The sequence below is a fragment of the Bradyrhizobium sacchari genome (genome assembly GCF_002068095.1).
GTDB lineage: Bacteria > Pseudomonadota > Alphaproteobacteria > Rhizobiales > Xanthobacteraceae > Bradyrhizobium > Bradyrhizobium sacchari.
In genome coordinates this window covers 1-21,587 of record NZ_LWIG01000053.1, presented here as the reverse complement: position 1 = coordinate 21,587, position 21,587 = coordinate 1, and the positions used below count along the sequence as shown (strand labels likewise).

At 65.6% G+C, this 21,587-nt stretch carries 20 protein-coding genes; 12 read left to right on the top strand and 8 right to left on the bottom strand.

Annotated elements, in window-relative coordinates; all coding sequences use genetic code 11:
- Positions 1–6 precede the first annotated feature (6 nt).
- Positions 7–279, bottom strand: coding sequence for a hypothetical protein (locus tag A5906_RS33250; protein WP_080139358.1), 273 nt, complete (start codon positions 277–279; stop codon positions 7–9).
- Between the two features lie 155 nt (positions 280–434).
- The gene (locus A5906_RS33245; RefSeq protein ID WP_245327041.1) at positions 435–1,400 is read right to left on the bottom strand and encodes a LysR substrate-binding domain-containing protein; all 966 of its coding nucleotides are present in this window, start codon (positions 1,398–1,400) and stop codon (positions 435–437) included.
- A 58-nt stretch (positions 1,401–1,458) separates the two neighbouring features.
- Here A5906_RS33245 and A5906_RS33240 point away from each other — a divergent pair, with 58 nt between their 5' ends.
- The gene (locus A5906_RS33240) at positions 1,459–2,847 is read left to right on the top strand and encodes an MFS transporter (RefSeq protein ID WP_080139356.1); all 1,389 of its coding nucleotides are present in this window, start codon (positions 1,459–1,461) and stop codon (positions 2,845–2,847) included.
- A gap of 123 nt (positions 2,848–2,970) precedes the next feature.
- Here the strand turns inward: A5906_RS33240 and A5906_RS33235 are convergent, their stop codons facing one another.
- Positions 2,971–5,661: a flavin-containing monooxygenase gene (locus A5906_RS33235; RefSeq protein WP_080139355.1), complete on the bottom strand. Its 2,691-nt coding sequence runs from the start codon at positions 5,659–5,661 to the stop codon at positions 2,971–2,973.
- Between the two features lie 191 nt (positions 5,662–5,852).
- Here A5906_RS33235 and A5906_RS33230 point away from each other — a divergent pair, with 191 nt between their 5' ends.
- Positions 5,853–6,101, top strand: coding sequence for a hypothetical protein (locus A5906_RS33230; RefSeq protein ID WP_080139354.1), 249 nt, complete (start codon positions 5,853–5,855; stop codon positions 6,099–6,101).
- Positions 6,102–6,181: 80 nt separating this feature from the next.
- Positions 6,182–7,657 (top strand): carboxylesterase/lipase family protein, encoded by a 1,476-nt coding sequence (locus A5906_RS33225; RefSeq protein WP_080139353.1) that lies wholly within the window; start codon positions 6,182–6,184, stop codon positions 7,655–7,657.
- Positions 7,658–7,766: 109 nt separating this feature from the next.
- Here the strand turns inward: A5906_RS33225 and A5906_RS33220 are convergent, their stop codons facing one another.
- A complete protein-coding gene (locus tag A5906_RS33220) occupies positions 7,767–7,946 on the bottom strand; it encodes a hypothetical protein (RefSeq protein ID WP_018640802.1) in 180 nt (59 codons plus the stop codon).
- Positions 7,947–8,175: 229 nt separating this feature from the next.
- Between A5906_RS33220 and A5906_RS33215 the strand changes: the two genes are divergently transcribed.
- On the top strand, positions 8,176–8,899 hold a 724-nt coding region (locus A5906_RS33215; RefSeq protein ID WP_245327040.1), incomplete at its 5' end, for a DODA-type extradiol aromatic ring-opening family dioxygenase.
- A gap of 156 nt (positions 8,900–9,055) precedes the next feature.
- On the opposite strand, the gene A5906_RS33210 is transcribed toward A5906_RS33215, so the two are convergent.
- The 3 genes from A5906_RS33210 to glgC form a co-directional block, all read right to left on the bottom strand.
- On the bottom strand, positions 9,056–9,316 hold the full coding sequence (locus tag A5906_RS33210) for a SemiSWEET transporter (RefSeq protein ID WP_080139351.1): 261 nt from the start codon (positions 9,314–9,316) through the stop codon (positions 9,056–9,058).
- 126 nt (positions 9,317–9,442) lie between these two features.
- The gene (gene glgA, locus A5906_RS33205; RefSeq protein WP_080139350.1) at positions 9,443–10,900 is read right to left on the bottom strand and encodes a glycogen synthase GlgA; all 1,458 of its coding nucleotides are present in this window, start codon (positions 10,898–10,900) and stop codon (positions 9,443–9,445) included.
- Positions 10,897–12,159, bottom strand: a complete 1,263-nt coding sequence (gene glgC, locus A5906_RS33200; protein ID WP_080139349.1) for a glucose-1-phosphate adenylyltransferase — start codon at positions 12,157–12,159, stop codon at positions 10,897–10,899. The genes glgA and glgC overlap by 4 nt, the downstream gene beginning before the upstream one ends.
- 320 nt (positions 12,160–12,479) lie before the next feature.
- On the opposite strand from glgC, the gene A5906_RS33195 reads away from it, so the two are divergent.
- Positions 12,480–12,908 carry a hypothetical protein gene (locus A5906_RS33195; protein ID WP_080139348.1) on the top strand — a complete coding sequence of 143 codons (429 nt, stop codon included), beginning with the start codon at positions 12,480–12,482 and terminating at the stop codon, positions 12,906–12,908.
- A 201-nt stretch (positions 12,909–13,109) separates the two neighbouring features.
- On the opposite strand, the gene A5906_RS33190 is transcribed toward A5906_RS33195, so the two are convergent.
- Positions 13,110–14,090 carry an ABC transporter substrate-binding protein gene (locus A5906_RS33190; protein WP_080139523.1) on the bottom strand — a complete coding sequence of 327 codons (981 nt, stop codon included), beginning with the start codon at positions 14,088–14,090 and terminating at the stop codon, positions 13,110–13,112.
- A 474-nt stretch (positions 14,091–14,564) separates the two neighbouring features.
- Here A5906_RS33190 and A5906_RS33185 point away from each other — a divergent pair, with 474 nt between their 5' ends.
- From A5906_RS33185 to A5906_RS33155, 7 genes are all read left to right on the top strand, one after another.
- Positions 14,565–15,668 (top strand): ABC transporter substrate-binding protein, encoded by a 1,104-nt coding sequence (locus tag A5906_RS33185; RefSeq protein ID WP_080139347.1) that lies wholly within the window; start codon positions 14,565–14,567, stop codon positions 15,666–15,668.
- Positions 15,646–16,668: an ABC transporter permease gene (locus tag A5906_RS33180; protein WP_080139346.1), complete on the top strand. Its 1,023-nt coding sequence runs from the start codon at positions 15,646–15,648 to the stop codon at positions 16,666–16,668. The genes A5906_RS33185 and A5906_RS33180 overlap by 23 nt, the downstream gene beginning before the upstream one ends.
- Positions 16,662–17,459: an ABC transporter ATP-binding protein gene (locus A5906_RS33175; protein ID WP_080139345.1), complete on the top strand. Its 798-nt coding sequence runs from the start codon at positions 16,662–16,664 to the stop codon at positions 17,457–17,459. The genes A5906_RS33180 and A5906_RS33175 overlap by 7 nt, the downstream gene beginning before the upstream one ends.
- Complete coding sequence (locus A5906_RS33170; protein WP_080139344.1) at positions 17,453–18,625, top strand: acyl-CoA dehydrogenase family protein; 1,173 nt, start codon at positions 17,453–17,455, stop codon at positions 18,623–18,625. Before A5906_RS33175 ends, A5906_RS33170 begins: the two co-directional genes overlap by 7 nt.
- A 30-nt stretch (positions 18,626–18,655) precedes the next feature.
- Positions 18,656–19,756, top strand: coding sequence for an LLM class flavin-dependent oxidoreductase (locus A5906_RS33165; protein ID WP_080139343.1), 1,101 nt, complete (start codon positions 18,656–18,658; stop codon positions 19,754–19,756).
- On the top strand, positions 19,753–20,691 hold the full coding sequence (locus A5906_RS33160; protein WP_080139342.1) for an ABC transporter substrate-binding protein: 939 nt from the start codon (positions 19,753–19,755) through the stop codon (positions 20,689–20,691). Before A5906_RS33165 ends, A5906_RS33160 begins: the two co-directional genes overlap by 4 nt.
- Before the next feature lie 147 nt (positions 20,692–20,838).
- On the top strand, positions 20,839–21,587 hold a 749-nt coding region (locus A5906_RS33155; RefSeq protein ID WP_245327024.1), incomplete at its 3' end, for a helix-turn-helix domain-containing protein.

The window sequence follows — 21,587 nt, the reverse complement described above, 5'->3', positions numbered from 1 at the left end:
AAGCCGTCAGAGAAATTCTCTCCAGCGCGATAGCTCGATGACGTGCTCCGGCGAGAGAACGGCGGTAACCAGTGGCGGCTGCGGCGCGGTGCGGATCTCATAGAGATGGCGGGTCGCCGCCGGCTTCTGCATGAAGGCCGTGATGCATTCGTCGAGCGTGCCCTCGTTCACCTGGTAAGGCTCGCGGTCCGGGCGGCGCTGGTTGGCCAGCGACGGCCACTTATGCAGCGCCGCAAGCGCGCCGAAATCGACTTTTGACTCCGCAACAACGTCCCCCATCGTCCTGCCTCACGCAAAAAGAACCCCAGCGTGCGAATCTGCGCGCCGGGGCCTACACCTATCGCTGCATCTCAATGCCACGGCTAATCAACGCAGCAGCCGGGAATTGGTTCCCGGTTGATCCGTCGCGGGGCCCTTTGGCAAGGCTTGGTGGCTCAATCGCCGGGAGTTTTCGGAATCTGCAATATCCAGTCGACGAACGCCTTCACCCGGGCGTCATTTGCCATGGCTGGGGTCCAGCGGACAATTTGGACCTTGCTTGATGGCAAGTCCCACGACGGCGGAAGCACCCGCAGCAGGCTGCCATCCCTGAGCGCATCCTGGACCAGGAGCGAGCGGGCGAGCACGATCCCGTTGCCCGCAAGGGCGGCGGCTATGGCGGTCGCGATTGTCGCGAACCGTATCTCCGCAGGCGGGGGACGGCCGAGGCCCAATCGTTCGAACCATGTCGTCCATGACCACTCGGTCCCGCTGTCTTCGCCGGCGCGGCCCTTGTGCAGGAGCGGCAATGATCTCAATCGCGTCACGTCGGTCAGCGGCTTCCGGCCCGGCAGCAGGCGCGGGTGGCAGACAGGGTACACTTGTTCGCGGAATAACAGACGCTGTGTCGACGTTGGCCGCAGGCCGGCCGCCGGCTGCCACAGCACCTTCACATCGAGATCGGCCGACCTCGCCTGTCCGTCGCCCTGGATGATGACCAATTCGACCGGTATGCCGGGACAGGCTTTCGCAAACTCGGGCAAGCGACGCACGAGCCAGTAATCGGCGAGCGCTGCGCCGATGCCCACTCTCAAGGCCGGAGGCGGCGCGGCGGCGCGGCACAGCGCGCGGAAATCGGCCATCCTCTCCAGCAAACCTGCCAACTCGTTCGACAGGGCTATACCGGCCGCTGTCGCGCTCAAGCCGCCCGGCTGCCGAACGAGCAGGGGCATGCCGACAAAATCCTCGAGCCTGCGAAGGCGATGGCTGACCGCGCTCTGCGTGAGGCCGAGCTCTGTCGCGGCACGGGTGACACTCGCGTGTCGCAGCGCGGCCTCGAACGCGAGCAGCCCGTCGAATGGGGGGAATGAGCGCATTGCATCATTATGAATTATTTTCATGGCGATGTGAACACGTCGCATTGGCGCGGAGCGCCCGCCGGCATGCATATCGGACGGACGCTTTCATCATGGGAAAAAGATGGCTAGAGCTGAACTCGATAAGCGGCCGCAGCGCGGTTGGCGCGATCTGTTGCCGGCCTCGGCGCTCGGCATGGCGGCTTTCTTCACGCAATTCGACGTGACGGGGGTTGTCGTCGCGATGCCGGCCATGGCGGCTGAACTCGGCTTCGGCGTCGCCGCCTATGCATGGGTCATGGACGCCTACAGCCTGGCTTTCACCGGCGGGCTACTCGCCGCCGGCGCGCTGGCCGACAGATATGGGCGACGACGAGCCCTGCTTGGCGGCAACATCGTCTTCCTGGCCGGTTCGATCGCTTGCGGTGTTGCGGCGGGAGGTCCGGAGCTATGGGCGGCCCGCGCAGTCCAGGGCCTTGGTGCGGCGTTCGTCGTGACCGGCGGCATTGCGCTGCTCGCGAGCACCTATGCCCGGCCTGACGAGCGCGCCCGCGCGTTTGCGATCATGGGTGTGATCTCGGGCGTTGCCATGGCGCTGGGGCCGACGCTCGGCGGGCTGGTGTCGGGCTGGATCGGGTGGCGCTGGATCTTCCTGATCAACATCCCGCTTTGCCTGCTCGTCATTCTCGGTGTTCCAAGGCTGGTCGCAGAGTCGCGCGATCCAGCCGGCCGTCCGCTCGATTGGAGCGGCGTCGCTCTCCTCACGCTCACTCTTGGGATCGCGATCGAGAGCCTGCTGATGGGACGTGCTGCACCGGCCTGGATTGCGGTTGGTCTTGCGGCGAGTGCGTGCCTGTTCGCCATCTTCGGAATCCAGCAGCGCCGACGGGCCGCGCCGATTTTCGACCCGGCCGTGTTTGGTCGGCCGGTCATTGCCGGCATTTCGGCGCTGCTGGTTGCCGTATCCATCGGATACTGGGCCGTCCTCGTCTACCTGCCGCGGTTCCTGGGTGCAGCGGTTGGCTGGACGGGCTCGTCGGTTGGCGTCGCATTGCTTGCCGCGACATTGCCGATGCTTGTGCTACCGCCCTATGGTGCCCGCCTGGCGAAACGCTGGGGCTGGCGCCGGCTGTTCGCGACAGCGATGCTCGTGCTGCTGGCCGGCGATCTCACTCTGGTGCTGGCGGCGAGCGGTTGGCTCGTGAACATGGACGTCATCCTTGCCGCGGCGGCAATCGGCATGCTGTTGATCGGTCTTGGCGCCGTGCTGGCGCATCCGCAATTGTCGGGTGCCGTCGTCGCCCTGGTGCCGCCGGCGCAGACGGGCATGGCCTCGGCGGTCACCGTGGTCATGCGCCAGGCCGGATTCGCACTGGGCATCGCGGCGCTCGGCGCAACGATACCGGACGAAGCAATGGCCACCGGCTACATGTGGCCCTGGCTGCTTGCCGCATTTGGATCAGCAGGCGGCCTCGCCGCCGCCTCGCTGTTGCTGCCGGGACACCAGCCCTAAAGCGCTATGATCGCGCTTTAGGTTGTTGTTGCAGCATGATTCTTCCGGAAGACCGCTGCGCACTTTGCGCTAACGCGGCCCTCCGGGTCCGGATCATGCTTTAGCCCGCCGATCCGTTGCAGCTCAGCTCGCTGCCGCCGCGATCTTGTGCCCCGGGCTGACATGGCCGCGGCTGTGCTCGTCGCTGCTGCCGACCTGCGGCGGCGGGCCAGCGAAGCGCCGCAGGGCTTCGGCCATCTGCCCCCGGCCCGGCGCGCCCGTGATCACCACGTCCACCATCGTGAAGGACGAGTGGAAATGGCCGCGCGCCTTGAGCTGCTCGACCGGGACGCCCGCGGCTGCCATCGCCTCGGCATAGGCGATGCCCTCGTCGCGCAGCGGATCGAACTCGCAGGTGACGACGAAGGCCGGCGGCAACCCTGAGACCTTGCCGCGCAATGGCGAGACGCGCGGATCGGTGCGGTCCGCCGGCGAACAGTAGATGTCCCAGAACCAGTACATCAGCGAGCGCGTCAGGAAATAGCCGGTCGCATTGTCGTTGTAGGAGGGACGATCGAAGTTGCAGTCGGTGACCGGACAGATCAGCAACTGGCCCGCGATCTCGGGCCCGCCGCGGTCGCGTGCGAGCTGGCAGCTGACGGCGGCGATGTTGCCGCCGGCGCTCCAGCCGGCGACCAGCACCGGCCCCGGCCTGCCGCCGAGCTCGGTGGCGTGCTCGGCGATCCAGCGCGTCGCGGCGTAACCGTCTTCCGCTGCGGCCGGGAAGCGATGCTCGGGCGCGTGGCGATAGCCGATGCTGACGAACATCATGCCGGTCCTGCGCACCATGTCGCGGCAGAACGGCTCGTCGGACTGCTCGTCGCCGAGCACCCAGCCGCCGCCGTGGAAATAGACCACGACCGGATGCGGGCCTGCCGTCGCTGGCTTGAAGACACGATAGGTCAGCGGACCGTCGGCGCCGGGCAGGGTGCCGTCGACGATCTCGCCGATCGGCCGTCCAGCGGGACGGCCCTTGTTGAACTCGTTGACGAAGGCGCGCGCGCCTGCCGCGCCCATCGACTCGATCGGCGGCAGGTTGAGCGTCGCCAGCAGGTTCAGCACCAGCCGCACGTCGGGCTGCAGGCGCACCACCTCGCCGTCATTGCATTGCGCGGCGCCATTGGGGCCGGTGAGCCTGAAGCCGAGCATGCCGCGGCTCGTGACCTCGTCGCAGATGCTGCGATAGGGGCCGACGCCGCCGGTATAGGGCATCAGGCCCTGCACCTTGCCGGGCACGTTGGCCCCCGTGTACCAGGTGTTGGCGAGCCGGTGCAGCGTCAGCATCGAGCAGTCGGCCATGTGCCGGGCCCAGCCCGCCTGCGCCGTCTCGGTCGGCTCCATCGTGGTGAAGCCGGCATCGCGCAGCGCGGCAAGGCGATCGACGACCCAGTCGACATGCTGCTCGATCGACACCGCCATGTTCGACAGCACCGACGGACTGCCGGGTCCGGTGATCATGAAGAAGTTCGGAAAGCCCTCGACCGTGAGCCCGAGATAGGTCTGCGGCCCCTGCGCCCAGACATCGGTGAGCGACCTGCCGCCGCGCCCGGTGATCGGATGCACGGCGCGGATCGCGCCGGTCATGGCGTCGAAGCCGGTCGCGAACACGATGACATCGAGGTCGAAGCTGCGGCCGTTGGTGGCGATGCCGCTCGCGGTGATCGCCTTGATCGGCTCCTGGCGAAGATTGACCAGCGTGACGTTCGGCCGGTTGTAGGTCGCGTAGTAATTGGTATCGAGGCAGGGACGCTTTGCGCCGAAGGGATGATCGTCCGGCATGAGCGCGGCGGCGGTCTCGGGATCCCTGACGGCGGCGCGGATCTTCTCGCGGATCAGGTCCTGGACGATCCTGTTGCCGTCGACATCGACGGCCTGGTCGGCCCAGAGCTGCGTCAGGATGTGGACGAGGTCGCCGGCAGCCCAGGCCCGTTCGAACCGCTCGCGACGCTCGGCATCGCTCAATTGCCAGCTCATGACCGTCTGCTGCGGATAGGGCACGCCGGCCATCGACTGGCGCGCCTGCTCGCGATAGGCGGCGCGGTCGCCTTGCAGCAGGCTCATGCGATCGTCCGGCGCCGGGCCGTTGTGTGCAGGCAGCGCGAAATTCGGCGTGCGCTGGAACACGGTGAGATGCGCGGCCTGTTCGGCGATCAGCGGGATTGACTGGATGGCCGATGAGCCCGTGCCGATCACGGCGACGCGTTTGCCCGCGAGATTGACACCGTCATGCGGCCAGCGCCCGGTGAAATAGATCTCGCCCTTGAAGTCCTTGACGCCGTCGATCTCCGGCGGTTTTGGCGCGGAGAGGCAGCCGGTGGCCATGATGTAATGGCGGCAGGAGACGGGCGCGCCATTGTCGGTGGTGAGCTGCCAGCGCTCGGCCGCCTCGTCCCATCTGGCCTCGGTCACCCTGGTCTTGAAGCGGATGTCGCGGCGGAGATCATAGCGATCGGCGACGAAGCCGAGATAGCGCAGGATCTCGGGCTGGGTCGCGTATTTCTCCGACCAGGTCCAGGCGGCCTCGAGTTCCGGATCGAAGGTGTAGCTGTAGTCGATGGTCTGGATATCGCAGCGCGCGCCGGGATAGCGGTTCCAGTACCAGGTTCCGCCGACATCGCCGGCCTCTTCGAGGGCAATGGTTGTGAAGCCGGCCTTGCGCAGGCGATGGAGAAGGTAAAGGCCGGCAAATCCGGCGCCGACCACGGCAACATCGACCTGCTGGGCAGTTCCGTCCCCAGCTTTGGACTCACGTGCGGCAACCATTGCTTCCGGCATGGCATTTCCTCCCGTGTATTTTGTTTTGCCGGCAGCCTAGCCCTGCAGGCTCGGCTTGTCATCAGACCAAGTGCAATCTTCGGTAGTCGTTTGCGGCTTCACGGGAGCAGGGCGAACGTCGCTCCAATACACGCATCGCGATGCACAATGGCCGTGATTGTCCGGGCTAATCATGCCTGATCCCGCCGTGTATGCTTGCGGTTACAAGCCACGCGTTCCGGCCGGGCGTCATGACAGAGTTGAGTGAGCGGACCAAAGCCAACATGGACGTCGTGCTGGAGGAGACCTGCCGCCAACTGCCGCATGGCGGCGATCACGACAGCCGCAGGTTCATCGCCGAGCGTCTGATCGAAGCGGCGCAGGCGGGACACTCCACGCTCGGCGAGCTCGGCATCATCGCGCGCCGCGCGCTGGCGGAGATCATTGCGAAGGGCGGTTAGCTGCGAGCCGCAAGGCTTGCCTCGGCGGCGCTCGCGGACATAACTTTGCAGGACCCCTTCCGCGCATCGAGATCCCGAAGATGCGGTCCCTGCTTGCGCTCGTTACGGCTTCCGCATGTCTATGCCTTGCCGGCCTGGCCGTGGCCCAGCCGGTCGGACAGTTTCCGTTTGCGCTGACGCGCGAAGGCCAGATGCTCGGCGGGGTCGAAGGCGAGGTGGCCTTCTTCAAGGGACTGGCTTATGCGGCCGCGCCGGTTGGGCCGCTGCGCTGGCGCCCGCCGGAGGCGACCGCGGAAAGTTCGGAGATGCGCACGGCCTATGAGTTCGGCGCGCCGTGCGTTCAGCCTTCGTGGTCCGGTGCGAGCGAGGATTGCCTTACGCTCAACGTGTTCCGCCCCTTCGGCGTCGACGGCCCGTTGCCGGTGATGGTGTTCATCCATGGCGGCGCCTTTGTCGGCGGCACCGCGAACGATCCGCTGTTCGACGGCGCAAGGCTCGCGCAGGCCGGCGTCATCTTGGTGACAGTGAATTATCGTCTCGGTGTGCTCGGCTGGCTCGCCCATCCCGCGCTCTCAGAAAGCGGCTCCGGAAATTACGGCCTGATGGACCAGGTCGCGGCGCTGCGCTGGGTGCACGACAATATCGCGGCGTTCGGCGGCGATCCCGGCAACGTCACGCTGTTCGGCGGTGGCGCGGGCGCGACATCGATCGCGCTGTTGATGTTGTGCGGCGAGGCGCGAGGGCTGTTTCAGAAAGTCATCCTGCAATCGCTGCCTGGCCGCGTGCGCTTGCGCTCGCGGCAGGAGGCGGAAGCCTGGGGCCTGCAATTCGTCGCGACGCTCGGGCCGGATGGCACCGACCCGCGTGGAATCGCGCTCGCGCAGCTGCTTGCGGCCGAAAGCAAGCTGCTCGCAAAATCTCCGCACGGCTTCGCGCCGACGATCGACGGTAGTCTCGTGACGGAAGACATTGCCGCAGGTTTTGTGGCCGGACATGAGAGCCGAATTCCGCTGATCATCGGCGCCAATGATGACGAGACGGGGTTCGACAGCGAGCAGGAGGTCGCCGAGGCGCTCGCATCGTCAGGCGCGACACCCGAACAATTGCGCAAGCTCTATCCCGACCTCGCCAGGCCCTCGGACCTTGCAGCGCGCGCCTACACCGACAGGGTGTTCTCCGAGCCGGTGCGGCTGCTGGCGCGCCTGCATGCCGCGACCGGCGCGCCGACCTTCCGCTATCGCTTCGCCTATGTGCCGGAGGCCCGACGCGCCAGTCCGGAAGGAGGTCACGGTCGCGAGCTGCAATTCATCTTCGGCGCGGAAGGCGTTCCCGGTGCCGGCATCCTGTCGCGGCGCGATCGCGAGATCGCAAGCCGCATGCGCGCCTACTGGATCAATTTTGCAAAAAGCGGCGATCCCAACGGTCCGGAACTGCCGCATTGGAACGCGGCTGCAGACCGCGATCGCCTGCTGCTGATCGCGAACGATCGCATCGCGAGCGGAGACGACCCCTTCGCGGAGCGCCTCGATCGGCTCGCAGATGAGAGCAGGAAATGAGCTGGAGCTAGAGCCCTTCCCGTTCCGATGGAAATCGGAACGGGCTTTAGATTTTTGTTTTGACGCGTTTTCTTGACGCGAGCCGGTATCCACTTCGCTCGAAAACGCTCTAGGCCGCGAGCTCGACGCGCGGCGCCGGGCTCAGCCGGTCTTCCTCGAGATAGTCCATCGCGCCGTCCTTCTCGACGGCATAGAACTGCTGGCCTTCGCGCGACTTGAAGGCGGCGCGAACGACGCCGCGGCGGCCCTTGTCACTGTTGACGACGTCCCCCAGCGAAAACTTCCTCATCTCACGTCCTCGTCTTCTGGCCGACTCCTTCGGCCACGGCGGGGATTTTGGAAGGCAAATCGTTAACGACTTGCTAACCATGCGGGTTTGCCTATGCTCGCCACCGGTCGCGTGGGACCGCCGCACGCGTATGTTGTCCTTGAGCCGAGCCTTTGCCCATGACGCGATTTCCGACCCTGTTCCTGTCGCATGGCGGCGGCCCCTGGCCGTTCATGGAGGACCGGCGGGNGCAATATGCCAGGACCGCCGAGGCGTTCGGCCGGCTGCCGCAGCTTCTCCCGGAAAGGCCGAAGGCCGTGCTCGTCATCACCGGGCATTGGGAGGCCGACGCCTTCACCGTGTCGACCTCGGCGCATCCGCCGATGGTGTACGACTATTACGGTTTCCCCGAGCATACCTATCACCTCAAATATCCCGCGCCGGGCAAGCCGGAGCTCGCAGCGGAGGTGAGGGCGCTGCTCAAGCACGCGGGTCTCGATTGCCGCGAAGATCTCAACCAAGGTTTTGACCACGGCACCTTCGTGCCGCTCGGCCTGATGTATCCGAACGCCGACATGCCGATCGTGCTGCTGTCGCTGAAGTCGAGCTACGATGCGGCCGAACACATCAAGGTCGGGGAGGCGATCGCATCGCTGCGCGACGAGGGCATCCTGATCGTCGGCAGCGGGCTCACCTATCACAACATGCGCGGCTTCAACCGGCCGGAATCAAAGCCTGTCTCCTATGATTTCGAAGCCTATCTGAACGAGGCGATCAGCAACCCCGATGCAGCGCGCCGCAACGCGATGCTGGTCGACTGGGAGAACGCGCCGAGCGCGCGCCTGGCGCATCCGCGTGAGGACCATCTGCTGCCGCTGATGGTGGCCGCCGGCGCCGCCGGCAAGGATGTCGGCAAGCGCGTCTTCGTCGACGAGGTCGCGAATGTGGCGATGGCGTCGTATGTGTTTGGATGATGATCTTCTCCCTCTTTCCGCTTGCGGGGAGAGGGTTGGGGTGAGGGGGACTCTCCGCGAGGAATTGGATTCGCGGAGAGTCCTCCTCACCCGGAATCCGCGCTTACAGCGCGAATTCCGGCCTCTCCCCGCACGCGGGGAGAGGCGAAGAAAGCCTCACCCGTATCTCAGCTTCATCAGCAAAATGCCGCCGGCGAGCAGCATGGTGACGGCGTTCGAGGCGATCAGCGGGCCATCGCCTGAGAGGAGGCCGTAGATGAGCCAGAGCGCCAGGCCCAGCACCATCACCAGGAACATGCCGAGCGAGATGTCGCCGGTGGAGCGGGTCTTCCACACCTTGATGGCTTGCGGCGCGTAGGCCACGGTGGTGCAGGTGGCTGCGGCAAAGCCGATCAGCTTGATCATGAAGGGTTCCATGCCGGTTCTATAGCATGGATTCGACGATGGTCATGACTGGAGCTACGTTCCGATGAAGTCGGAACGTAGATTCTAGCATTAACGCGTTTTCTTGACGCGAACCGGTGCCTACTTCGCCTGAAAACGCTACGCCGCGCGGGCCGCCATGAGATCGCGATAAAGCGCGGCATAGTCGCCGGCGCGGTTGCGCCAGGAGACGTCAGTCGCAAGGCCGCTTCGTTGCAGCCGGCGCCAGGTCGGCTTGTCGTGGAAGACGGTGTTGGCCTTGCGCAGCGTGCCGGCGAGGGCGTCCGCGGTGACCGGGCCGAACTTGAAGCCGGTCGCATCGCGCCCCGATGCGTCGGCTTCGCCGATATCGACGATGGTGTCTTCGAGGCCGCCGACGCGCGACACGATGGGCACCGCGCCATAACGCAACGCGCAAAGCTGGGTCAGGCCGCACGGCTCGAACCGCGACGGCACGATCAGCGCATCCGAGCCGGCCTGGATCAGGTGCGCCAGGATCTCGTCATAGCCAATCACGACACCGATCTGGCCCGGATTTGCGCGGGCGGCGGCCTGATAGCGGTCCTGGAGATCGCGGTCACCGCTGCCCAGCAGCGCGAGCTGCATGCCTTCGCGCAAGATGGTCGGGATGGCCTCGAGCAGGAGATCGAGCCCCTTCTGCCAGGACAGGCGGCTGATGACGCCGAGCAGCGGTGCTTCGTCCGAGGAATCGAGATTGAACTGCTGCTGTAGCACCGCCTTGTTCGCCGCCCGGAATGTCAGGTCCTCCGCGCCGAAGCGATAGGCGATGTGCGCGTCGGTCTGCGGATTCCACACCTCGGTGTCGATGCCGTTGAGGATGCCGCTCAGTGTACCCGCGCGTGCGCGCAAGAGGCCACCGAGTCCCATGCCGCCTTCGTCGCTCTGGATCTCCTGCGCATAGGTCGGCGATACCGTGGTGATGCGATCGGCGAATTGCAGGCCGGCCTTGAGGAAGCTGATGCCGCCGAAATATTCGAGGCCATTGACGTCGAAGGAGCTCCACGGCAGGCCGATCGCGCCGATCAGCTCGCGCGCGAACTTGCCCTGATAGGCCATGTTGTGGATGGTCATCACGGTGCCCGGCCGTGGGCGGTTGTCGTAGTGAAGATAGGCCGGCGCGAGCCCGGCCTGCCAGTCATGGGCGTGCACGATATCAGGCACGAACGCCGGCACGAGGCCGTGGCCGATATCCGCCGCCACGCGCGACAGCGCCGCAAAGCGCACGCCATTGTCCGGCCAGTCGACGCCCTCGGCGGTGACGTAGGGATTGCCCGGCCGCGCATAGAGATGCGGCACGTCGAGCACGAACAGGTCGAGCCCATCACGGGAGCCGGCGAGCAGCCGGCCCGGTCCGCCGAAATAATCAGGCCAGCGCCGGACTTCCTCCGCGTCGGACATCAGGCGCGTCACGTCGGGATAGCCCGGCATCAAGGTGCGCATCTCGACGCCATGCGCCTTCAGCGCGAGCGGCAAGGCGCCTGCGACATCCGCGAGGCCGCCGGTCTTGACGATGGGGTAGACTTCAGAGGCGACCGCGAGGACGCGAACAGGCGTCATGTATTGAGCCTGTCGATCATCGGCTGGGTGATCAGCGAAATGCCCTGCTCGGTGGTGCGGAAGCGCTTGGCATCGAACTCGGGGTCCTCGCCGACGACGAGCCCTTCCGGAATCTCGACGCCGCGGTCGATCACGACGTTCTTTAAGCGAGCGCCGCGCCCGACATTGACATAGGGCATGATCACGGCGTTCTCGACATTGGCGTAGGAGTTGATGCGCACGCCGGTGAACAGCAGCGAGCGGCGCAGCGAGGCGCCGGAGATGATGCAGCCGCCGGACACCAGCGAACTCACGGCCTGGCCGCGCCGGCTCTCCTCGTCATGGACGAATTTCGCCGGAGGGGTGATCTCGGCATAGGACCAGATCGGCCAGGCGCGGTCGAACAGGTCGAGCTCCGGCACCACGTCGGTGAGGTCGATATTGGCGGCCCAATAGGCGTCGACCGTGCCGACGTCGCGCCAATAGGCGCGCTCGTCGCTGCCGGAGCGAACGCATGACGTCGAGAACTGATGCGCGATGGCGCGGCCGTTCTTGACGATATAGGGGATGATGTCCTTGCCGAAATCATGGTTCGAGCTCGGGTCTTCGGCGTCGCGCTTGAGCTCGTCAAAGAGGAACTTCGCATTGAAGACATAGATGCCCATGCTGGCGAGCGAGACGTCCGGCTTGCCCGGCATCGGCGGCGGATCCTTCGGCTTCTCCAGGAATTGCTGGATCCAGCCGTTCTCGTCGATATGCATGATGCCGAAGCCCGAGGATTCGGTGCGCGGCATCTCCAGGCAGCCGACGGTGACGTCGGCGCCGCTCTCGACATGCTGGCGCAGCATCACCTCGTAATCCATCTTGTAGATGTGATCGCCGGCCAGCACGACGATGAAGCGGCAGGCGTGCGACTCGATGATATCGATGTTCTGGTAGATCGCATCGGCCGTGCCGACATACCACATGTTCTCGGAGACGCGCTGGCTCGCCGGGAGAATGTCGAAGCTCTCATTGCGCTCGGGGCGGAAGAAATTCCAGCCCATCTGGAGATGCCGGATCAGGCTGTGCGCCTTGTACTGAGTGGCGACCGCGATGCGGCGGATGCCGGAGTTCACCGCGTTCGACAGCGCGAAATCGATGATGCGGGACTTGCCGCCGAAATAGACCGCGGGCTTGGCGCGCCGGTCGGTCAGCTCCAGCAGCCGGCTGCCGCGCCCACCAGCCAGGACGAACGCCAGCGCCTGACGGGCGAGCGGCTCATTACCCACGGCATTCATGCAATCCTCCCCACACCTCCGGCGCGTCACGGGCTGCGTCCCGGCCGCGCACATTGGAACCGATAGTAGCGGTACGAATAGTAAATCAGGAAGATGGTTGTTGGTTGCGAACGCGCGGGAAGCTTAATGCTTTGCCGTGGCCGCCGGGACCGGGCGCTATTGTATCGGTGTCATATCGGCGACCCCCGATCAAAATTGAGGCATGCACCCGCTCTCTTGTGCGCCGCACGCAAAATCGAGGCTTTGACTTGGAGCAACGATGCCCGATCATAGGCCTGCGATCCTTTTTCCAAGAGAAACGTCAGACAGGGAGCAAGACGATGAGGATCTGGACAACGGCAATTGCCTGTTCACTGGCGGGCGCGATCATGGTCGGCCAAATCGGGCAGACCGCAGCAGCCCCGCTGCCGACCAATGTTGGAGCCATGAAGGCGGCAGTCGGCGATGATGTCACGCAGGTCTATTGGCGCGGCCGCGGCTGGGGCGGCGGCTGGGGCTGGGGTATCGGCGCCCTCGCGGCCGGCGCGATCATCGGCGGCGCCATCGCCAGCAGCGCGCCTTACGGCTACGGCTATTATGGCGGACCGTATTATGGCGGCTATGGATATCCGGGCTACGGCTATGGCTACGCGCCGGCCTATTACGGCTATGGACCGGCCTATGCCTACCCGCGATACTATGGCTACCGCCGCTACTATCGGCCGTACTACGGCTATTACCGGCCGTATCGTCCGTACGCCTATTGGTGATCTCGCGCGGCTGTTGTTTGCGCATGATCTTTTCCGGAAACCGCTTCGCACGTTGCGCCGAAGCGGCCCTCCGGGTCCGGATCATGCATTAGAGCGAGAGCCAAACGATCAGGCTCATGCAGGCGAAATGCGCGAGCACGATCGCGGCGAGATGCAGCGGGCCAGCTTTGAGGCGTGGCCTGTGCATCTCGCCGCCTCAGCCTAGTTCGATCCCGCGGCCGCGGCGGTAAAGCTGCTGTCCAGGGCTTTACTGACGTCGAGCGTCTTCGGCAGGATGCCGTAGCGCGTCGAGCGGTCCGAGGCGGCCTGGATCTCCCTCACCACGTTCTCGTCGATCGGAATCGGGCTGGTGCGCTGCGCGGTGTAGGCCGACAGCAGCACGTCCTCCGGCAGTTTTGTCAGCTCGGCCGTGCTCTTTGCGTATTCGGCAATGTGATCGAGCGACCACAGCCTGGCCTTGTTCAAGCGCTGCACGAGGTCCTGCACCGCGGCGCGCTTGGTGGCGATGGCGTTGTCGGAGGCGACGATGAAGGTGATGGTCGGCGTCAGGCCTTCGCCGTCGGCGATCACACGGGCCTTGTCTTTCAAGGTCGCGAACGAGACGTATGGCTCCCACACCGCCCAGGCATCGATCGAGCCAGCGACCAGCGCGATCTTGGCATCGACCGGACCGAGCGGCGCGAAGGTCGCATCCTCCAGCTTGATCTGCGCCTTCTCCAGCGTGGCGTCGATCAGGAACTGGCCCCAGCCGCCGCGCGTGCCGGCGAGGCGCTTGCCCTTGAGATCGGCGGCCGATTTGATCGGCGAGTCCTGGCGTACGAGGATCGCTTGCGTCTTCGCCTCCGAACGCGTGCCGCCGATCGCCTTGATCGGCGCGCCTGCCGCATAGACCGAGAGGAAGGACAGGTCCCCGGTGTAACCGACATCGAGCGCGCCGGCATTGAGCGCTTCGAGGATCGGTGCCGCCGCGGGGAATTCCGACCATTCGATCTTGTAGGGCAGGTCCTTTGCGTAGCCGGAGATTTCCAGCAGCGAGCGGTTTCCGCCCTTCTGGTCGCCGACGCGCAGCACGACGGCGTCGGCGGCGAGGGAGGCCGCGGCGGTCGAGAGCGTGATGGCGGCGGCGAGCAGCGACGCGGCCAGCCGGCGGGTGATGGAATGGTCGTCGGAGTTGATGCTCATTGGATCCGTCTTGTTGCGTCGCTCACCATGCGTGAGCCGACGATGCAGCGAGACGATCAAGTCTATGAGCGCACGACACGCAGTCAATGAAATCGCCGTCCGTATTGCGTGCGCGATCGGCAAGGACGTTTCAACGAAGTGAGGCTTTCGAGAAATTGCAGCGTGCGCGCCCCGATGATGCGCAGGAATGAAGCGTGAGAGGCGCCCAAGTGCACCCTGCCCACCAAAGCATCGGCGAAAATCGTTTCATCGTTCCCGCACGCGCCGATGGAGAGAATGACTTCGCTTCGCGCCACATTCGAAATTCCATTTCATTGACGATGCGGCGACCGCGCCGCATGATTTGCGCATCGCATCAAAGCCGCGCGTGAGGCGTCGGCGAAAAACATTCTATCAACGCATCTCCGGACGGAACATGCGCAACGCGAAGCGTTGCGCGAACGGCGGAGCTGTGCCAACTCAGGAGCGGGGCTGATGGACAACGATAACAAGCGCGGCGGATCGAGCCTTGACCGGCGTCATCTGCTCCAGGCGGGCCTCGCCGCCGCATTCGCCGCACCGCTTGGCGCCTTTGGTGCCGCGCAGGCTTTCGCGCCGCAGGCGATCGCGCCCGGCGTTGACTTCTCGGAGTTTCCGCTGTGCCGCACAGCATCCGACGCGCCCGCGCTCACCGGCGCGCCGCGCAAGCTGAAATTGTCGTGGAATGCGGGTGCCGTCTGCCTCGCGCCGGTGCCGGTCGCCATCGAGCACGGCTTCTTCCAGAAGCACAATCTGGACGTCGAGCTCGTCAACTATTCCGGCTCGACTGACCAGCTGCTCGAGGCGATCGCGACGGGCAAGAGCGATGCCGGCCTCGGCATGGCGCTGCGCTGGCTGAAGCCGCTGGAGCAGGGCTTTGACGTCAAGATCGCCGCGGGCACCCATGGCGGCTGCATGCGCGTGCTGTCGCGCACAGATTCCGGGGTTGCCAGGCTGGCCGATCTCAAGGGCAAGATCGTCGCGGTCGGCGATCTCGCCGGTCCCGACAAGAATTTCTTCTCGATCCAACTGGCAAAACTCGGCATCGATCCGGTAAAGGACGTCGATTGGCGCGCCTATCCCGGCAATCTGCTCAACGTTGCCGTGGAGAAGGGCGAGGTGCAGGCGTTCCTGTCCTCCGATCCGCTCGCCTATCTCTGGCTCAAGGACACGCAGTACAAGGAGGTCGCCTCCAATCTCGACGGCGAATACCGCGAGAAGAGCTGCTGCATCCTCGGTCTGCGCGGCAGCCTGGTGCGCGAGGAGCCGCAGGTCGCGCGCGCCATCACCCAGGCGTTGCTCGATGCCGCGATGTTCACCTCGCAGAACTCCGCAGTCGCAGCAAAGTCGTTCCAGCCCTACGCGCCGAAGGCGGCGACGCTCGCCGACATCGAGGGCATGGTGCGCTACCACACCCATCATCATCACCCCGTCGGCGACGTCCTCAAGCGCGAGCTCAAGGCCTATGCAGACGATCTCAAGAGCGTGCAGGTGTTCAAGCAGAGCACCGACACGGCCAAATTCGCGGAGCGCATCTATGTCGACGTATTCGCTGTCTGACGGCCTTGCCTCCGGCGCACCGCGCACCTCGCGCGCGCTGCTGCTGGCGACCTGGCTCCGGGAATCCGGCGTCGGCGTGCTCGCCAGTGTTGCCTGGATCGCCTTCGGACTGTCCTGCCTGTGGTGGGAGGATGTCGGCGACTGGTCGCGCACGCACTCGCTCGGCATTGCCGCCTTCATCATTGCGGCGGTCGCGCTGTTCGGGACCGTCGGCGCCGATTATCTGGGATCGGCAGGACAGGCGTTGCACAAGCGGGCGCCATGGCTGGTCGCGCTCGGCACCTTGCTGACGGTGTGGGAAGTCGCGACTGCAAAGTTCGCCTGGCTGCCGCTGCCGTTCTTTCCGCCGCCGCAGGCGATCATCGAGGTCTATACCGACGACCTGCCAAAACTGCTCGACAGCGTCTTCGCGTCGGTCAAGCTGCAACTCGGCGGCTATCTGATCGGCGCCACGGTCGGTTTCCTGACCGGCGTCTCGATCGGCTGGTCGCGCGCGATCGGCTATTGGGTGCATCCGGTGCTGCGCTTCATCGGCCCGCTGCCGGCGACTGCCTGGCTCCCGATCGCCTTCTTCACCTTCCCGTCGAGCTGGAGCGCCTCGACCTTCCTGATTGCGCTCGCGACCGGCTTCCCGGTGACTGTGCTGACCTGGTCGGGCGTCGCGAGCGTCAGCAATGCCTATTACGACGTCGCGCGCACGCTCGGCGCCAAACCATCATTCCTGGTGCTGAAGGTCGCGATCCCGGCGGCGCTGCCGCACGTCTTCGTCGGACTGTTCATGGGGCTCGGCTCGTCCTTTGCCGTCCTCGTCGTCGCCGAGATGATCGGCGTCAAGGCCGGACTCGGCTGGTACCTGCAATGGGCGCAGGGCTGGGCCGCCTATGCCAACATGTATGCGGCGCTGATCGTGATGTCGCTGCTCTGCTCCGGTGCCATCACGCTGCTGTTTTCCATCCGCGATCGCCTGCTGGTCTGGCAGAAGGGGACCGTCAAATGGTAGGAGCAGCTCTCGCGGAGGCGATCACCCATCCGGCCGCCGGCGCCGCGCTCGACATCGAGCAGGTCAGCCACGCCTTCGATATCGACGGTGCCGAGCTGCCGGTGCTGAGCGACGTCAGCATCTCGGTCGAGCCCGGCGAATTCGTTGCGCTGCTCGGCCCGTCCGGCTGCGGCAAGTCGACCTTGCTGCGGCTCGTTGCCGGCCTCGACAAGCCCAAGGCAGGAAGGCTGCGGGAGGACGAGGAGCGCATCCGAAGTCCGCATCCTTCGCGCGTCGTCGTGTTCCAGGATCCGACCCTGTTTCCCTGGCGGTCGGTCTGGGACAACGTCGCCCTGGGCCTCGAAGCCCAGGGCATTTTGAAGAGGCAGCGGCAGCGCGTGGATGACGCGCTCGATCTCGTCGGGCTGTCGTCGTTCCGCAAGGCCTATCCGCACCAGCTCTCCGGCGGCATGGCGCAGCGCGTCGCGCTGGCGCGTGCGCTGGTCAACGATCCCAAGATCCTCATTCTCGACGAGCCGCTGGGAAAACTGGACTCGCTGACCCGTATTACCATGCAGGCCGAGATCGTCGCGCTCTGGCAGCGCAAGGGCTTTACGACCCTGCTGGTGACGCATGATGCCGAGGAAGCGCTGGTGCTGGCCAACCGCGTCATCGTGTTCAGCGAGCGTCCCGCGCGCGTGAAGGCCGACATCCGCGTGGACCGTCCATATCCGCGCCATCGCGGCGATCCGTATCTTGCCGATCTGCGCCGCCAGATCCTCGGCCTGTTGGGGCTGGACGCCACATGGTGACCTCCGTAGCCAAGGGCCGCACGGCCCATAGTGAACCCGACTACATCGCCCGCGCCGAGGCGCTGGCGACAAGCTTTGCCGCGCGCGCAGCCGAGCACGACCGCACCGGCAGTTTTCCGTTCGAGAACTTTCGCGAACTGTCCGAGGCGGGCCTGCTGTCGCTGACGGTGCCCGCGGCCCATGGCGGCGGCGGCGCGGGCGCGCGCTACGCCGCGCGTGTCATCGGCATTCTCGGCAAGGCCGATCCGTCGACGGCGCTGGTCCTGTCGATGCACTACATCAATCATCTCGTCATGGCGCGCAGCCCGACCTGGCCGGCGCGACTGTCGCGCAAACTCGCGCGCGAGAGCGTCGAAGGCCTCGCGCTCGTCAACGCGCTGCGCGTCGAACCCGAGCTTGGCTCGCCCGCACGCGGCGGCCTGCCGGCGACGATCGCGCGGCGCACAGAAACCGGCTGGCGGCTCACCGGCCACAAGATCTATTCGACGGGCTCGCCGATCCTGAAATGGTACCTGGTCTGGGCCCGGACCGACGAGGCCGAGCCGCGCGTCGGCCAGTTCCTGGTGCCGGCAGGCCTGCCAGGCACGCGCATCGTCGAGACCTGGGACCATCACGGCCTGCGTGCCAGCGGCAGCCACGACGTCGTCTTCGACGACGTCGTAATCCCGCTGGATGCCGAAGTTGACGTGCGCAAGCCAGCGGACTGGCGGGCACCGGACCTCACGCAGGCGACCGTCCACACGGTCTTCGTCGCCGCGATCTACGACGGCGTTGCCCGCGCCGCGCGCGACTGGCTGATCGCGTTCCTGAAACAGCGTGTTCCCGCCAGCCTCGGCGCGCCGCTCGCGACCTTGGCCCGCGCGCAGGAGGTTCTCGGTGCCATCGAGGCGCGGCTCGCGGTCAATGCGCGGCTGATTGAGACGTTCGCCCGCGACTTCGACGATGGGATCCAATTGTCCGCCGGCGAATCCAACGCGATCAAGCTGACCGTGACCAACAATGCCGTCGCTGTGGTGGAAGACGCGCTGTCGCTGACCGGCAATCATGGCCTGTCCCGTACCAATCCGCTGGAGCGGCATTATCGCGACGTGTTGTGCGGGCGCGTGCACACGCCGCAGGACGATTCCACGCGTATCGGTCTCGGCCGCGCCGCATTGGGCCTCTAGCTTTTCCGGAAAACAATCAGGGAGACGATCATGTCGATCGAGTTCATCGGCTTCATCAGCAACAACAATTCGTCCGAAACCGTCGTCCGTGAGGGGCCGGTCCTCAACCCCACCCACATCGAGACGGTGGCGAAGGCGCATGAGAATGCCGGCTTCGACCGGGCGCTGCTGGCGTTCCATTCGACGAGCCCCGACGCGCTCCAGGTCGCCCAGCACGTGCTGAGCACGACCTCCCGCCTCAACGTGCTGATCGCGCAGCGGCCCGGCTTCACCGCGCCGACGCTGCTGGCGCGGCAGTTCGCGGTGCTCGACCAGTTTTCTCGCGGCAGGGTTGCGCTGCATGTCATCACCGGCGGCAACGCCACCGAGCTCCGGCAGGACGGCAATACGCTCGACGACAAGGACGAGCGCTATGCCCGCACCTCCGAATTCCTCGACGTGCTCAAGCTGGAATGGACCAGCGACAAGCCGTTCACTTACAAGGGCAAGTACTATCAGGTCGAGAACGCCTTCTCGCAGGTGAAGCCGTATCGCCCCGAAGGCATCCGTGTCTATTTCGGCGGCGCCTCGGACGCAGCGATCGACGTCGCCGGCAAGCACGCCGACACCTTTGCGCTGTGGGGCGAATCCTACGCGCAGGTGCGCGACGTCACCTCGCGTGTCCATAACGCCGCGGTGAGGCAGGGGCGGCCGACGCCGCGCTTCAGCCTGTCGGTGCGGCCGATCATCGCGCCGACCGAGAAGCAGGCCTGGGAGAAGGCGGAGGAGATTCTGGCGCGCGCCACCGCGCTGCAGGACAAGACCGGCTACCGCAAGCCGGCCGACGGCCATGCCACTGCCGGCGCGCGCCGCCTGCTCGCGCTCGCCGACCAGGGCAGCCGGATCGACAAGCGGCTCTGGACCGAGATCGCAAAGCTCACCGGCGCCAACAGCAACACGACGGCGCTTGTGGGTACGCCCGAGCAGGTCGCCGAGGTCTTCGGCGACTATTACGACCTCGGCATCAGCCATTTCCTGATCCGCGGCTTCGATCCGCTGATCGACGCGATCGAATATGGCCGCGAGCTGATCCCGCTGACGCGTGAGCTGGTGGCCAGGCGCCAGGCCGTTCGCGGCGAGGCGGCGGAATGATCCGCCTCATGCTGGCCGGCGCGCTGCTGTTCGGTTCGCTCGAACTGGCGGCAGCGCAAACCACGTTGCGTGTCGGTGACCAGAAGGGCAATTCGCAGGCCGTGATGGAAGCGGCCGGCGTACTCAAGGATCTGCCGTACAAGATCGAGTGGAAGGAATTTCCGGCGGCAGCTCCGCTGCTGGAGGCGCTCAGCGCCGGCGCGATCGAAACCGGCCTCGTCGGGGACGCGCCCTTCACCTTCGCCGCAGCCTCCGGCGCGCCGGTGAAGGCGATTGCCGCGATCCGGCAGACGCGCGAGGGCCTCGCCATCCTCGTGCCGGAGAATTCGCCGATCAAAAGCTTTGGCGATTTGCGGGGCAAGAAGATCGCGACCGGCCGCGGCTCGATCGGCCATCAGCTGATCCTCGCCGCGCTTGAGAAGAACAGCTGGACTGCGAGCGACGTGCAGATCGCGTTCCTGGCGCCGTCGGACGCCAAGATCGCCTACACGCAAGGCTCAGTCGATGCGTGGTCCACGTGGGAGCCCTATGTCAGCCAGGAGGAGGTGCTGTTCAAATCACGCCGCATCATCACCTCCGAAGGCCTGACGCCGGGCCTGAGCTTCCAGGTGGCGCGGCCCGACGCGATCAGGGACAAGCGCGCCGAGCTGACGGATTTCATCCGGCGCCTCACCGCAGCGCGGGCGTGGTCGCTGAACAACGTCGACAGCTACGCCGCGACCTGGGGCAGACTGATGAACATCCCGACCGCCGTGCCGCAGAACTGGCTGTCGCGCGCAAAGATCCGGATCGCGCCGATCGACGACGGCGTGGTCGCGGACGAGCAGAGCACCATCGATCTCTATTTCCGCTGGGGGCTGATCAAGCAGAAGCTCGATGCGGCCGAGATCGTCGATCGCTCGTTTGCGGATGCGATTGCGAAGGCGGGGTTGTAGCGCGCGCTTCCCCCTCTTCCCTTCTGGGAGAGGGTGGCTCGGGTCCTGACCGGCTACATGGGTAACAGTCTAGACCGGCGACATGGGTAACAGGTCAATTGGTCGGCAAGGAGGGCCTTGCCGATGGGTTGGAAGGAGACCTGTGCCGTGGACGAGCGGATGCGTTTTGTGTTGGCGGCTGAGAAGGGCGAGGAGTCATTTGCTGCCCTCTGCCGGCGGTTCAATGTGAGCCGCCGGGTCGGGTACAAATGGCTGGGGCGGTATGAGGAAGAAGGGTTAGCCGGCCTGCTCGATCGCTCGCGGGCTCCACGGCATCATCCGCAGGCGATTGCGCCGGAAATTGCGGAGCGCTGCCTTGAAGTCCGGCGGGCGCATCCAACCTGGGGGCCAGTGAAGGTGAGAGCTTATCTGGAGCGAGCTGCGCCTAAAACCGAGTGGCCAGTGGCGAGCACGATCGGAGAGCTGTTTGATCGCGAAGGGTTGACGGTAAGGCGCAAGCTGCGCCGTCGCAGCCCGCCTTCGAGCGCGCCCTTTGCCGCATGTGAAGCCGCCAACGACGTCTGGTGCATCGACTTCAAGGGCTGGTTCCTGACGGGTGACGGCGATCGATGTGAGCCCCTGACGATCACCGATGCCCACAGCCGCTATCTTCTGCGCTGTCAGGCATTGCCCCGCACCGACACTGACCATGTTTGGCCGGTGCTCGATGCCGCCTTCCGCGAGTTCGGATTGCCTAACTTCCTGCGGTCGGACAATGGCTCTCCCTTTGCTTCGCGAGGTGCGGGCGGCCTGTCGCGCTTGTCGGTGAACCTGATCAAGGCCGGAGTGACGCCGGAGCGCATTGCTCCTGGCAAGCCGCAGCAGAACGGCCGCCATGAGCGCATGCATCTCACCCT

Coding starts and splice junctions, on each gene's coding strand:
- A5906_RS33250 (WP_080139358.1), bottom strand. CDS start 279: ATGGGGGACGTTGTTGCGGAGTCAAAAGTCGATTTCGGCGCGCTTGCG.
- A5906_RS33245 (WP_245327041.1), bottom strand. CDS start 1,400: ATGCGACGTGTTCACATCGCCATGAAAATAATTCATAATGATGCAATG.
- A5906_RS33240 (WP_080139356.1), top strand. CDS start 1,459: ATGGCTAGAGCTGAACTCGATAAGCGGCCGCAGCGCGGTTGGCGCGAT.
- A5906_RS33235 (WP_080139355.1), bottom strand. CDS start 5,661: ATGCCGGAAGCAATGGTTGCCGCACGTGAGTCCAAAGCTGGGGACGGA.
- A5906_RS33230 (WP_080139354.1), top strand. CDS start 5,853: ATGCTTGCGGTTACAAGCCACGCGTTCCGGCCGGGCGTCATGACAGAG.
- A5906_RS33225 (WP_080139353.1), top strand. CDS start 6,182: ATGCGGTCCCTGCTTGCGCTCGTTACGGCTTCCGCATGTCTATGCCTT.
- A5906_RS33220 (WP_018640802.1), bottom strand. CDS start 7,946: ATGAGGAAGTTTTCGCTGGGGGACGTCGTCAACAGTGACAAGGGCCGC.
- A5906_RS33210 (WP_080139351.1), bottom strand. CDS start 9,316: ATGGAACCCTTCATGATCAAGCTGATCGGCTTTGCCGCAGCCACCTGC.
- glgA (WP_080139350.1), bottom strand. CDS start 10,900: ATGACGCCTGTTCGCGTCCTCGCGGTCGCCTCTGAAGTCTACCCCATC.
- glgC (WP_080139349.1), bottom strand. CDS start 12,159: ATGAATGCCGTGGGTAATGAGCCGCTCGCCCGTCAGGCGCTGGCGTTC.
- A5906_RS33195 (WP_080139348.1), top strand. CDS start 12,480: ATGAGGATCTGGACAACGGCAATTGCCTGTTCACTGGCGGGCGCGATC.
- A5906_RS33190 (WP_080139523.1), bottom strand. CDS start 14,090: ATGAGCATCAACTCCGACGACCATTCCATCACCCGCCGGCTGGCCGCG.
- A5906_RS33185 (WP_080139347.1), top strand. CDS start 14,565: ATGGACAACGATAACAAGCGCGGCGGATCGAGCCTTGACCGGCGTCAT.
- A5906_RS33180 (WP_080139346.1), top strand. CDS start 15,646: ATGTCGACGTATTCGCTGTCTGACGGCCTTGCCTCCGGCGCACCGCGC.
- A5906_RS33175 (WP_080139345.1), top strand. CDS start 16,662: ATGGTAGGAGCAGCTCTCGCGGAGGCGATCACCCATCCGGCCGCCGGC.
- A5906_RS33170 (WP_080139344.1), top strand. CDS start 17,453: ATGGTGACCTCCGTAGCCAAGGGCCGCACGGCCCATAGTGAACCCGAC.
- A5906_RS33165 (WP_080139343.1), top strand. CDS start 18,656: ATGTCGATCGAGTTCATCGGCTTCATCAGCAACAACAATTCGTCCGAA.
- A5906_RS33160 (WP_080139342.1), top strand. CDS start 19,753: ATGATCCGCCTCATGCTGGCCGGCGCGCTGCTGTTCGGTTCGCTCGAA.